The organism is Pseudomonas sp. PDM13 (genome assembly GCF_025685765.1).
Classification (GTDB): Bacteria; Pseudomonadota; Gammaproteobacteria; order Pseudomonadales; family Pseudomonadaceae; genus Metapseudomonas; species Metapseudomonas solani.
Genome location: NZ_JAOTQU010000016.1, coordinates 61,586 through 73,927 on the forward strand (window position 1 = coordinate 61,586; position 12,342 = coordinate 73,927).

Here is a 12,342-nt window from a genome sequence, read left to right on the forward strand (position 1 = left end):
CTGTACCGGCTGCAGATCTTTCGCGGCTGAAGCCGCTCCCACAGGGAGAGCCCGCCGCAAGACCGGACATGGCGGTGTTGGGCCTCGCTGCGCTCGGCGCCAACCTACGGCACCGCGCCCAACCCGAACCACGGTGCCAACCGGTGTGTAGGGTGGATGGCGCTTTTTCCATCCAACGGTGTGGCCGGCGAGCACGCAAGGTGGACCGATGGAGCGGGGTCCACCCTACGCGGCGGGGGCATTGGTGATCGGCCGGCGGCACCGCATCGCGAGTGAGCTCGATCCTGCAGGGGCGGGCCTTGGGATATCGCGGCCCCCCTCGTAAACCGAACTCCGCCCGTAGGATGTGCTGCGCGCACCGAGAACGTCACGCGCACCTCGAAACCCTATGAGCAAAGGCTGGTGGGGCAGCGACAAACGCCCCTTTCAACCGGGTAGGGCGATCAGGCCTTGGGCGGGGGGAACAGTGCCTTGACCATGGCGTCGATGGTGCCCTTGATGCCCTTGCCCTTGCTCGGCACTTCGCTGGCGACCCCGGAGTTGAGGTCGAGGCGGCTGCCCGTGTCGATGGCGGTGTTGCCGCTGGTGTAGAGGTTGAAGGCGGTGCCGGAGATGTTGATCTCGCCGCTGGCGTTGAATTCCAGCACGCTCTTGCCGCACACCAGGCGGATCTGCGCGCCGGCTTCGATCAGGTACTGGGTGCTCACGCTGTCGGTCTTGGCGCCGCCCACCATCAGGGTGTCGTTGCGTTTCACCGCGCGGGTGCGGTCCTGGCCGATGCGCGCCAGCTCGTCGTTGTCCACGCTCTTGGTGCGGTTGTGGCCGACCCAGTGGGATTCGTCGTGCTCGACGGCGATGTCCTGGTTGCGCTCCGCGTGGATGTACAGCTGCTCGGCGCCCTTCTTGTCCTCCATGCGGATTTCGTTGAAGTTCGCCGGCGTGCCGCCCTTGCTCGAACGGCTCTTGGTGCCGCTCTGGGTGGCGTTGGCGGGCAGCTCGTAGGGCACCGTCTGCTCGGCGTTGTACACGCGGCCGGTGATGATCGGGCGGTCGGGGTCGCCTTCGAGGAAGCCGACTATCACTTCCTGGCCGATGCGCGGGATCTGTACCGAGCCCCAGTTCTTGCCGGCCCAGGCCTGGGACACGCGTATCCAGCAGGAGCTGTTTTCGTTGGACTGGTCGTGGCGGTCCCAGTAGAAGTGCACTTTCACCCGGCCGTACTGGTCGGTCCAGATTTCCTCGCCCTTGGGGCCGACGACCATGGCCGTCTGCGGGCCCTGGACAATGGGCTTGATGGTGGTGGGCATGGGGCGGAAGGGCTGGCGCGCCTCGATGCAGTCCAGCGAGCTGTCGAATTGCAGCGGGCCGCCCGAGGCGCCGCTTTCATAGCTTTCCTGGCTGACCGAATAGCGCGCGCCGACGATCAGGTACTCGCGGTTCTGGTCGTCGCGGGGGTAGCCGGTCATCTTGAACAGGTGGCCGCAGCCCAGGCCGCGGGCGTTGGTGCGCAGCTGCACGCGCTCGAACTGGGTCTGGATGGCTTCGATGCGGTTGCGCGCGTACTGCTCGCCGTCCTGGCTCTGGGTGTATTCGCCCGGGTAGTCGTACAGCGGGTGCTCGGCGTTGCTGTGGGCGCGGCTGACGGTGGAGCGCACCTGCAGGTGGGCACTGGGGCGCTGGAAGTCGTAGTCGTTGAGGGACAGCGAACCCGGCTGCACCTCTCGCGCCAGGTACCAGTCATAGACGTGGTCGCGTTCGCGCATCTGGTCCGCCAGCGGGTAGAAGGGCACCGTGGCGTAGCCGGCCACCGGCGCATGGGCGCCGTAGGCATCGGAGAGCACCAGCACATGGCGCGCCTGCTCGTGGCGGAAGTAGTAGTAGATACCTTCCTGTTCCATCAGCCGGCTGACGAACTCGAAGCTGGTCTCGCGGTACTGAACGCAGTATTCCCACTCGGTGTAGGGGCGGGTGAGGGCGTCTTCGAAATCCGAGAAGCCGAGGTCGCGGAACACCTGCTTGATGATGTCCGGCACCGTCTTGTTCTGGAAGATGCGGCAGTCGGAGGTGCGCGACAGCAACCAGAACCAGGGCCGCAGGCTCACCTGGTAGGCGGCGAACTGGCCGGTGCCGGCGGCCTGGCTGCAGCGGCAGGCGATGCCATGGAAGTAGCGCTGGCTGCCGTCGGGCAGGTCCAGGGAAACCCCCATGGGCTTGCCCAGCAGGGCGTCGAGCTGGATCGAGTGATCCTCGGAGATCAGGCTCAGTTCATAGTCGAACAGCCGCCCTAGTTCCTCATGGCCGTCGAGCCGGTCCAGCAGCAATGCATCGCCGCCCAGCGGGCTGCTGACCTTGGCCATGCGTGCCCGTTGCGTAATCGCCATCCCACTACTTCCTTAGCGCTGCGCGCGTCACTGCCGGGTTCCGACGCGCCGGAACCGTTTACATCAGGCGGCGCACTCCAGGGCGGAGTGCGCCGCGTCGCTTCAATCGAAGCTGTAGGTGAACTCGCCGTTCTCGGCGCCCACCACCACCTTCTCGACCTTGCGGCCTTCCAGCATGCGGCCGAGGAACTCGCGGGAGAGGTCCGGCAGCATGCTGTTGGTGAGGATGGCGTCGATCTGGCGACCGCCGCTCTCGGTTTCGGTGCAGCGCGAAACCACCAGGTCCACCACCTTGTCGTCGAAGTCGAAGGGCACCTTGTGCGAGCCTTCCACGCGCTTCTTGATGCGGCCCAGCTGCAGGCGGGTGATGCTCTTCAGCATCTCGTCGGTCAGCGGGTAGTAGGGGATGGTCACCAGGCGGCCGAGCAGGGCCGGCGGGAAGATCTTCAGCAGCGGCTCACGCAGCGACTTGGCGATGCCTTCGGGTTCGGGCATCAGCTCGGGGTCGTTGCACAGGCTGGCGATCAGGTCGGTGCCGGCGTTGGTGGTGAGCAGGATCAGGGTGTTCTTGAAGTCGATCACCCGGCCTTCGCCGTCTTCCATCACGCCCTTGTCGAACACCTGGAAGAAGATCTCGTGCACGTCCGGGTGGGCTTTCTCCACCTCGTCCAGCAGCACCACGCTGTAGGGCTTGCGCCGTACCGCCTCGGTGAGCACGCCGCCTTCGCCGTAGCCGATGTAGCCGGGCGGGGCACCCTTGAGGGTGGAGACGGTATGGGCTTCCTGGAACTCGCTCATGTTGATGGTGATGACGTTCTGCTCACCGCCGTACATAGCTTCGGCCAGGGCCAGCGCGGTTTCGGTCTTGCCCACGCCCGAGGTGCCGGCGAGCATGAACACGCCGATGGGCTTGCTGGGGTTGTCGAGCCCTGCGCGAGAGGTCTGGATGCGCTTGGCGATCATCTCCAGGGCGTGGTCCTGGCCGATGATGCGCTTCTTCAGGTGGGTGCCCAGGTTGAGCACGGTCTCGATCTCGTTGCGGGCCATGCGGCCCACCGGGATGCCGGTCCAGTCGGCCACCACCGAGGCCACGGCCTGGTAGTCCACGGTCGGCAGGATCAGCGGGTTCTCGCCCTGCAGCGTGCTCAGGCGCTGTTGCAGGTCGGCCAGCTTGGCGCGCAGGCCATTGAGCTCGTCCTCGCTCAGGCTCGGCGCATCGGCGCCACCTTCGCGGCTGGTGCCGTCCACCGGTTCGGCGGCGGCGCGCAGGCTGGCACGGGTGGCCAGCAACTCGTCCACCAGGGCCTTCTCTTCGTTCCAGCGGGCTTCCAGCTCGGCCAGGCGGCCGCGCTCTTCCGCCAGCGCGTTGTCGACGTCGGTGCGACGGCTGCCGATGGCGACGCCGATGGCGTGCTCGCGGCCGATGATGGCCAGCTCGGTTTCCAGGGCTTCGATGCGACGGCGGCTGTCGTCCACCTCGGCCGGCACGGCGTGCAGGCTGATGGCGACGCGGGCGCAGGCGGTGTCCAGCAGGCTCACCGACTTGTCCGGCAGCTGGCGGGCAGGGATGTAGCGGTGGGATAGCTTGACCGCAGCCTCGAGCGCTTCGTCGAGGATCTGCACCTGGTGGTGCTTCTCCATGGTCGAGGCGACGCCGCGCATCATCAGGATGGCGCGGTGCTCGGACGGCTCGTCCACCTGCACCACCTGGAAGCGGCGGGTAAGGGCGGGGTCCTTCTCGATGTGTTTCTTGTACTCGGCCCAGGTGGTGGCCGCGACGGTACGCAGGGTGCCGCGCGCCAGGGCCGGCTTGAGCAGGTTGGCCGCGTCGCCGGTGCCGGCAGCACCACCGGCACCCACCAGGGTGTGGGCTTCGTCGATGAACAGGATGATCGGCTTGGGCGAGCTTTGTACGTCTTCGATCACCTGGCGCAGGCGCTGTTCGAATTCGCCCTTCATGCTGGCGCCGGCCTGCAGCAGGCCCACGTCCAGGGCGCGCAGCTCGACGTCCTTCAGCGAGGGCGGCACGTCGCCGGCGACGATGCGCAGGGCGAAGCCTTCCACCACTGCGGTTTTGCCCACGCCGGCCTCGCCGGTGAGGATCGGGTTGTTCTGGCGGCGACGCATGAGGATGTCCACCAGTTGGCGGATCTCGTCGTCACGGCCGACGATGGGGTCCAGCTTGCCGCTGCGGGCCTGCTCGGTGAGGTCGACGGTGAAGCGCTTCAGCGCTTCCTGCTTGCCCATGGCGGAAGGGGCCATGGCACCGCTGGCCTCGCCCGGGGCGGCGCCGGCGTTGAAGCCGTCGGTGGCGGTCAGGGCGTTTTCCGGGGAGCTGCCGACGATCTCGTCGAAGCGCTCGATCAGGGTTTCCACCTTGATCTTGTCGAACTCGCGGGAAATGGAGGTCAGCGCGTGGCGCAGGCTCGGCGTCTTGAGGATGCCGACCACCAGGTAGGCGGTGCGCACCTGGCTTTCACCGAACATCAGGCTGCCGTAGACCCAGCCGCGCTCCACCGCTTCCTCGACGTGGGAAGACAGGTCGGTGATCGAGGTCGAGCCACGGGGCAGGCGATCCAGCGCCTCGGTGATGTCCTTGGCCAGGCGCCCGGGTTCGATGTTGAACTGGCGGATGATCTGGTGCAGGTCGGAATCCTGCAGCTGCAGGACCTGGTGGAACCAGTGCACCAGTTCGACATAGGGGTTGCCACGCAGCTTGCAGAATACCGTGGCCGCTTCGATCGCCTTGTAGGCGAGGCTGTTCAGCTTTCCGAACAGCTTGGCACGACTGATTTCGCTCATCTTGCTCTCCTTTTCCTGACGGCACGCTTGCTGTGATGGCCGTGTGGTTGGTCCTGTCTGAAGCACTCCATGCGCTTCGTGTTGTTTTCTATCGGCGGGTAGCGGTGGCGTGCACTCAGGCGCGCGCCTCCGCACCGTGGTTCAGGTGGCTCACCGCCAGCAGCAGGTCGTCGGCGTCGCCTTCGGGCTTGCCCAGCCAGGTGTTGAAGCCCAGTCGGTCGCCGCCGCCCAGGGTCATGGGCGGCACTTCGTCACGTTCCAGCACCAGGTTGCTGTCCCAGTCCAGCTCCTCGCCCAGGTACTCGGCGACCCAGGCGGCCAGTTCATGGAACAGCTCGCCACCGGGGAGGAAGCGCTGGTACTGCGAGAGCCCCAGCGGGCCGATGCGGATGCGGAACTTGTGCTGGCGGTCCCACACGTGGGTGCCCAGGCACAGGTCGACGCCCAGGGTGCTGGCCTGGGCGCCCAGGCGGCTGTATTCGGGGAGTTCCAGCCACTGGCCGACGTACTCCTCGATGGCCACGGGCACGCCGAAGAACTCGGCGAGTATGGTGCGCAGGCCGTCCGGGTAGCGGGTCTGTGCCGCCAGGTGGCCGGTGAAGTAATAGCGCGCGGCGTCGTCGATCGGGCCCTGGCCCATCAGGCTTTGCATGCCGCGGCCGGAGAGGGCGCCGAGGCGCGGCGACCAGTAGTCGTCGCCGGGGCGGTCCTGGCTCACGGTCGGCCGGGCCTCGGCCCAGGCGCGGTAGAACAGGGTCAGCAGGCGGTGATTGAAGACGTCGAGAAAGCGCTTGAAGGTGGCGTCGGCATTGTTGCGCTGGCGCTCACGGGCGTATTCGGTCAGGTGCAGCGGCAGCGGGCCGTTGGGGCCGGTGAGGCCGAAGAAGTACTGCTCGATGCGTGGCGTGCCGTCGGGGTTGTGCTCGACGCTGGCCAGGGTCGAGGGAGCGAAGCCGCAATCGGGTTTCTGCCCCAGGCGCAGCGGGTCGTCGGCCAGGCGCACGGAATGCCCCAGGCGCGGGCGCTCGGGGAATTCGCACTCGATGCGGCGCAGCGCCTGGAAGAAATCGTAGTTCCAGGGCGCGGTCTCCATGGCCGCGAGGGTGTTCACAGATTCGGACGGCGTCCGGGCTTCGCCCGCCATCGCATCACCTCGCCCCGTTCAGTGGTCCGCATCACCGTTTCGGTGAAGCTGTTGATCGACACGTAACGTGTCAGGAAACGTTCCAGCACCGCGCCCAGGAGGAAGACCCCGGTGCCGCGGAAGGCGTTCTCGTCGAACTCCAGGCCGATCTCCAGGCCGCGGCCGAAGACGATGGGCCCCGGCATCGGCAGGCGCCGCGTGCAGGGCTTGCTGGTGACCTGGCGCAGGCCTTCGATCTGCATCTGCAGCGCCGAGTCGGTGGGGTCGCCATACAGGCGCAGCAGTTCGCGCAGGGCGGCGGCGCCCTGGCCTTCCTGGCTCAGCGATAGGTAGTTGAGCGAGAGCTGGCTGATCAGGCGCCAGGCGCTGGCGTCATGGGCGCGGCTCACACGGGGGCGGCTCGGCCCGGCCAGGCAGCGCACGGACACCACCGGGGCGCTGTCTTCCAGGGTGAAATCGCTGCGGCCGTTGCCCACCGGCATGAACAGCGGCAGGTCGCGGTTGGTACACAGCGCACCGATGCCCAGCTGGCGCAGGTCGTGGCGGTAGGGCGCCTGGTTGGCGTCCACCAGGGAAACGAAGGTCTCGCTGCCGATGTAGGTGGAGCGGGGGCCCTTGCGGCGCTGCTTGCTGGAGAGCACGCGGGGCTCGCGGCGCACCGTGTACCAGGCCTGCTCGCGGCCATAGCGGGACGGGTCGCGCACGGCATAGAAGGGCTGGAAGGGCTGCTCCGGGCCAGCACCGTGGCCGCTGACCTCGGTGAGCGAATGCACCTCGAAATCCAGCGGGCGGGTGCGGTCGACGATCACCTGGTGTTCGTGCACGCGGTCGCTCAGGTGGATGCGGTCGGCGCGCCGGGGGAACAGGTTCACCGCCGGGGTGCAGAACAGCTTGAACTGCTCGGTGCCGATGCTGCCTTCCAGGCTCTGGTCGATGCGGTTGAACAGCACGATGACGTCCAGCTCCTGGCCGGCGCAGCGCTGCACCGGGCGGCGCAGGTTGGCCACGTCGATGAACAGGAAGCGGTTGGGCAGGGCGAAGTATTCCTGCAGCAGGCGGTAGCCCTGGAAGGCGCGGGGCACCACCGGCAGCACCGCGTCCTCGTCGTCGAAGCCGCGCGGGCGCAGGCTTTCCGGCGGCAGGCGCTCGACCCAGTCGCCGCCGGGGGCCTGGACGAACACCGCGCAGGCATTGCCCAGCAGTTGCTCGTAGAGGCGGAAGGGTTGTTCGTCGGCGCCGTGCAGGTAGAACGACAGGCTTTCCAGGGGCAGGGCGCTGAAGGGCAGCCCGGCACCGGTGCGCAGGCGCAGGCGCAGCGCGGCCTTGGCGCTGGGCTCGGAGGCGGCGAGGCGGCCGAGCACCGAGGCGGGGTTGCCGAAGTATTCGACCTTGGCCACTTCCAGCGGCCACAGGGTCACCGGCTGGGAGGTGCGATACTCGCAGGCGGTCTGTTCGTCGGTGCCCAGCAGGCCGCGCAGGGAGGCATTGCGCTCCACGGTGAAGCCGCTGGCCAGGGAGCCTTCGTTGGGATCGGCCTGCAGTTGCACCACGGTCATCGACGGGGTCGGCGCCAGGTAATGCGGGTAAGCGATCTCCAGCAGGTTATGGGTGAATGTGGGGTACTCGGCGTCGAGCTTCAGCTGCACCCGCGCGGTGAGGTAAGCGAAGCCTTCCAGCAGGCGCTCGACATAGGGGTCGGCGCAGTCGATGCCGGAGAGGGTCAGGCGGCTGGCGATCTTCGGGTACTCGCCGGCGAATTCCGCCGCGCTTTCGCGGATGTGCTGCAGCTCCTGGTTGTAGTACTCGAGCATGCGCGGGTTCATTTGTTGCGCTTCCGCAGGTGGTCGGCGGGGACGATCTGCACGTGGCCGGTCTCCAGGTCCAGGTCGGTGGTGAGGAGCATGCGCAGGGGCACGGGTTCGGCCCACAGGTCGCCTTCGATCTCGAAGGACAGGGCGTTGTGGTTCATCTGGTCGGCTGCCAGCTGGGCGCGCACGCGCAAGGTGGATCGGATGATGCGCGGCTCGTAGTCGGCGATGGTCTCGGTGAGCAGGGCCTCGATGGCCTGTACGTCGACGCTGGAGGCGGTGTGCCCGGCCAGCGGCGGCAGGCCGTAGTTGACCACCGAGTTGCCGGCCTGGATCTCGCTGGAGGTCTCGCTGTCCAGCGGCGCGATGGTGTTGAACAGCCAAGCCAGGTCGCGCAGGACGGACGCCTTGAGCTGGGTCAGGGAGAGCACGCGCTTGTCGACGCTCTCCTTGGCGTTGCTCGGGTCTTCGTCGGTCAACCGGTCCAGAAGGGAGGGTTGCAGACGTTCCTGCAGCGTCAGCTCGGCCATGCTCAGGCCTCCGGCTGCCCGAAGGCGAGGGTGCGCAGTTCGAACAGCGCGGTGTCGCCCTGGTCGGTGACGAACAGGCGCTGGCCGATGGGGCGGCCGTCGTCGAGGAAGTCGGTCTTGCGACTGAGGCGGATGGCGCCGTCGGCGTCGTCCTGGCTGCCGGGGTAGCGGCTGGGGATCAGGCCCACGGTGGCGCCGCCGTTGACCAGGGTGACTTCCACCGGCAGCCAGACCAGGTCGCGCAGGTCGGTGGGTGCCTCGGTCACCAGGCTCTGGATGTTGTGCATCGGCAGCCACACGTAGCGGCCGTTGACGATGAGTTCGAGCACCGGGCCCAGGCGCGGGTCGGCGTCGGCGAACCATTCGAAGGGCTGGTCGTTGAGGGTGCCGGCGACGGCGGGGGCGGCTTCGAAGGCCTGGTCGCGCAGGGCCTGGGCGGCTTCGTGCTGGCCTTCGGCGTCATGCTTGAGGGCCTGGATCAGCGGCGCCACCCATTCGGCGGGCTCGCCCAGCACCACGGGGGTGAGGCGGCCGGCGAAGACTTCGGCGCGCAGGGCTTCGCATTCCAGGGCGGTGCGGTAGGTCTGCACCATGGCCAGGGTGCTGGCATCCAGCTCGCCGGCAACTTTCAGCTGGTTCTGTGCGCGGCTCCATTGGCCGAGCACCGCCAGCAGCTGGAACAGGAACACCCGCAGCTCGGCGTTGGAAGGTTGGGCACGCACCTGGTCCTGCAAGGACTTCAGGGCTTCGTCGGCGCGTCCTGCGCGCAGTAGTTCTTCGGCGGTCATGGTCGTCCTGCCTGCAGCCGGGCTGCGCGAAGGGAATGGGGGATGTGGCTCGAGGTGGCGCTCTCCACTGCGGCCTGGGGCAGGCGGCAGTGGGCAGCGTCACGAAGGTCGACCGGCGGAGGGGAGGCCGCTGCGTGGGAATCGGGCAAGGGTCTGGCCATGGTCGGTCCGGGGGAGGGTGGCTTGAAACGCATCCGGGCCCGCTTGCGCAGGCCCGGATGAGAGAGCATCAGATCTTGACGTTCTCGCGGATGTTCCAGCCGTATTTGACCGGGCCGCCATCTTTGGCGCCGTCGGCTTTCTGCGGCTGGTAGTCGACCTTCACCTGGGCGAAGTTCAGGCTGATGTTTTCGGTCAGGCGATCCTCACCACCGCTACCGCCGGTGCTCACGGAGGAGATCAGCACTTCGCTCATGGTGATGATCAGGTACTCGACCGGCGACTCGCCGCCCGCCTTGCGGATGGTCAGCTTGGCTTCCGGGTAATGCTTACCGCTGGAGCAGGCCATCATCAGGTTGGGGCTGGACTTGTCGACGTACTTGGTCAGCGACAGGTCCTGCACGCTTACCTTGCCGGCGCCGCCGCCACCACCCTGGTGCATGTTGCCGGATTGGGACATGCCCCAGCTCCAGGCCAGCACGTCGATTTCCTTGCCGTGGCTCTTGTCGGCGGACTCGCCTTCGACGTCGCCGATCTTGATGAACATATCTACAGCCATCATTCCTCCTTCGTGGCTTTCGCCACTTTGTCAGAGACGCCCGCCACCTGGCGGGCGCTTAAAGTGACGCGCCTCAGGCCCCCTTGGCCGAAGGCAGCTTGGATACCAGGCGCAGCGACACGGTCAGCCCTTCGAGCTGGTAGTGCGGACGCAGGTAGAACTTCGAGCTGTAATAGCCCGGGTTGCCCTCGATCTCCTCGACCACCACTTCAGCGGCTGCCAGCGGGTGCTGCGCCTTGGTGGTTTCGGTGGAGTGAGCGGGATCGCCATCGACGTAGTTGAGGATCCAGTCCTGCAGCCAGCGCTGCATGTCGTCCTTCTCCTTGAACGAGCCGATCTTGTCGCGAACGATGCACTTGAGGTAGTGCGCGAAGCGGCAGGTGGCGAACAGGTACGGCAGGCGCGCCGCCAGGTTGGCGTTGGCGGTGGCGTCCGGGTCGTCGTATTCGGCCGGCTTCTGCAGGGACTGGGCGCCGATGAAGGCCGCCAGGTCGGTGTTCTTCTTGTGCAGCAGCGGCATGAAACCGTTCTTCGCCAGCTCGGCCTCGCGGCGGTCGGAGATGGCGATCTCGGTCGGGCACTTCATGTCCACGCCACCGTCGTCGGTGGGGAAGGTGTGCGCCGGCAGGTTCGGCACTTCACCACCGGACTCCACGCCACGGATGCGCGAGCACCAGCCGTAGAGCTTGAACGAACGGTTGATGTTCACCGCCATGGCGTAGGCCGAGTTGGCCCAGGTGTACTTGGCGCTGTCGGCGCCGGCGGTGTCTTCCTCGAAGGCGAACTCTTCCACCGGGTCGGTCTTGGCACCGTAGGGTTGGCGGGCCAGGAAGCGCGGCATGGTCAGGCCGATGTAGCGCGCGTCGTCGGACTCGCGCAGCGAGCGCCAGCCGGCGTATTCCGGGGTGGTGAAGATCTTGGTCAGGTCACGCGGGTTGGACAGCTCCTGCCAGGAACCCATGCCCATCACGGTGGGGGAGGCGGCGGAGATGAACGGCGCGTGCATGGCGGCGGAGACCTTGGCGATCTCGCCCAGCAGCTCCACGTCCGGCGGCGACTGGTCGAAGTAGTAGTCGCCCAGCAGGCAGCCGTAGGGCTCGCCACCGAACTGGCCGTATTCCTCTTCGTAGAGCTTCTTGAAGATCGGGCTCTGGTCCCAGGCGGTGCCTTTGAATTTCTTCAGGGTCTTGTGCAGCTCGCCCTTGGAAATGTTCAGCACGCGGATCTTCAGCTGCTCGTCGGTCTCGGTGTTGTTCACCAGGTAGTGCAGGCCACGCCAGGCGCTTTCCAGTTGCTGGAAATCCGGGTGGTGCATGATCAGGTTGACCTGCTCGGTGAGCTTGGCGTCGATCGCAGCGATGATGGATTCGATCGACTTGATCGCATCGTTGGAGATCAGGCTGGTCTGTGCCAGGGCATGCTCGGCGAGGGTGCGCACGGCGGTTTCCACCGCTTCGCGGGCACGCTCGGTCTTGGGCTTGAATTCCTGCAGCAGCAGCGAGGCGAACTCGCTGGTCTGCTCGGTCGCTTCGCCGCCCTGGGGCGCAGCTTCGGTCATCAATTCGGCCATCTGGGTGTCCTCTTAAGCTTGCGGCTCGTTGTCTTGCGGCTTCGGCGCGCTGGCCAGGGCCTGCAGCAGGGCCGGGTCCTTGATCGCTTTCATGATCAGCTCTTCAGCGCCGGTCTTGCCGTCCATGTAGGTCAACAGGTTGGCGAGCTGGGTGCGGGCTTCGAGCAGCTGGTTCAGCGAGTCGACCTTGCGCGCCACGGCGGCAGGGCTGAAGTCGTCCATGCTCTCGAAGGTGATGTCCAGGGACAGGTTGCCGTCGCCGGTCAGGGCGTTGGGCACGTTGAAGGCGACGCGCGGCTTCATGGCCTTGAGGCGCGAGTCGAAGTTGTCGACGTCGATCTCCAGGAACTTGCGGTCCGCGACGGCGGCCAGGGGTTCGGCCGGTTTGCCGGCGAGGTCGGCCATGACGCCCATGACGAAGGGCAACTGCACCTTCTTCTCGGCGCCGTAGAGTTCCACGTCGTACTCGATCTGGACGCGGGGCGCGCGGTTGCGTGCGATGAATTTCTGACTGCTGGTGCTACCCATGGTGCTCCTCCTTCGCTGCCTGTGCGGCTGTATTGGCGTCATCGGCAGCTAGCCGGTAACGGATGCGTGAACC

9 protein-coding genes are annotated in these 12,342 nt (G+C 66.8%); all 9 read right to left on the reverse strand.

Features of this window, described 5'->3' with window-relative positions; translation table 11 throughout:
- Nucleotides 1-443: 443 nt before the first annotated feature.
- Nucleotides 444-2,357, reverse strand: a complete 1,914-nt coding sequence (locus OEJ36_RS17285; protein WP_411861024.1) for a type VI secretion system Vgr family protein — start codon at nt 2,355-2,357, stop codon at nt 444-446.
- A gap of 126 nt (nt 2,358-2,483) precedes the next feature.
- Entirely contained in the window at nt 2,484-5,183 is a 2,700-nt protein-coding gene (tssH, locus tag OEJ36_RS17290) for a type VI secretion system ATPase TssH (protein ID WP_021217513.1), read from the reverse strand.
- A gap of 115 nt (nt 5,184-5,298) precedes the next feature.
- Nucleotides 5,299-6,327, reverse strand: a complete 1,029-nt coding sequence (gene tssG, locus OEJ36_RS17295) for a type VI secretion system baseplate subunit TssG (protein WP_021217512.1) — start codon at nt 6,325-6,327, stop codon at nt 5,299-5,301.
- Nucleotides 6,291-8,150 carry a type VI secretion system baseplate subunit TssF gene (gene tssF, locus OEJ36_RS17300; RefSeq protein ID WP_031287034.1) on the reverse strand — a complete coding sequence of 620 codons (1,860 nt, stop codon included), beginning with the start codon at nt 8,148-8,150 and terminating at the stop codon, nt 6,291-6,293. Before tssF ends, tssG begins: the two co-directional genes overlap by 37 nt.
- Entirely contained in the window at nt 8,147-8,665 is a 519-nt protein-coding gene (tssE, locus tag OEJ36_RS17305; RefSeq protein ID WP_021217510.1) for a type VI secretion system baseplate subunit TssE, read from the reverse strand. The genes tssF and tssE overlap by 4 nt, the downstream gene beginning before the upstream one ends.
- 2 nt (nt 8,666-8,667) lie before the next feature.
- A complete protein-coding gene (locus tag OEJ36_RS17310; RefSeq protein ID WP_021217509.1) occupies nt 8,668-9,453 on the reverse strand; it encodes a type VI secretion system accessory protein TagJ in 786 nt (261 codons plus the stop codon).
- A 229-nt stretch (nt 9,454-9,682) separates the two neighbouring features.
- Complete coding sequence (locus OEJ36_RS17315; RefSeq protein WP_031287032.1) at nt 9,683-10,171, reverse strand: Hcp family type VI secretion system effector; 489 nt, start codon at nt 10,169-10,171, stop codon at nt 9,683-9,685.
- A 73-nt stretch (nt 10,172-10,244) separates the two neighbouring features.
- On the reverse strand, nt 10,245-11,741 hold the full coding sequence (gene tssC, locus OEJ36_RS17320) for a type VI secretion system contractile sheath large subunit (protein ID WP_263402563.1): 1,497 nt from the start codon (nt 11,739-11,741) through the stop codon (nt 10,245-10,247).
- A gap of 12 nt (nt 11,742-11,753) precedes the next feature.
- Complete coding sequence (gene tssB, locus OEJ36_RS17325; protein ID WP_021217506.1) at nt 11,754-12,269, reverse strand: type VI secretion system contractile sheath small subunit; 516 nt, start codon at nt 12,267-12,269, stop codon at nt 11,754-11,756.
- Between the last annotated feature and the right edge of the window lie 73 nt (nt 12,270-12,342).

Excerpts from the sequence above, each read along its gene's own strand:
- tssC (WP_263402563.1), bottom strand. The coding sequence starts at position 11,741 with ATGGCCGAATTGATGACCGAAGCTGCGCCCCAGGGCGGCGAAGCGACC.
- tssE (WP_021217510.1), bottom strand. The coding sequence starts at position 8,665 with ATGGCCGAGCTGACGCTGCAGGAACGTCTGCAACCCTCCCTTCTGGAC.
- tssG (WP_021217512.1), bottom strand. The coding sequence starts at position 6,327 with ATGGCGGGCGAAGCCCGGACGCCGTCCGAATCTGTGAACACCCTCGCG.
- tssH (WP_021217513.1), bottom strand. The coding sequence starts at position 5,183 with ATGAGCGAAATCAGTCGTGCCAAGCTGTTCGGAAAGCTGAACAGCCTC.
- tssB (WP_021217506.1), bottom strand. The coding sequence starts at position 12,269 with ATGGGTAGCACCAGCAGTCAGAAATTCATCGCACGCAACCGCGCGCCC.
- OEJ36_RS17285 (WP_411861024.1), bottom strand. The coding sequence starts at position 2,357 with ATGGCCAAGGTCAGCAGCCCGCTGGGCGGCGATGCATTGCTGCTGGAC.
- OEJ36_RS17310 (WP_021217509.1), bottom strand. The coding sequence starts at position 9,453 with ATGACCGCCGAAGAACTACTGCGCGCAGGACGCGCCGACGAAGCCCTG.
- tssF (WP_031287034.1), bottom strand. The coding sequence starts at position 8,150 with ATGAACCCGCGCATGCTCGAGTACTACAACCAGGAGCTGCAGCACATC.
- OEJ36_RS17315 (WP_031287032.1), bottom strand. The coding sequence starts at position 10,171 with ATGGCTGTAGATATGTTCATCAAGATCGGCGACGTCGAAGGCGAGTCC.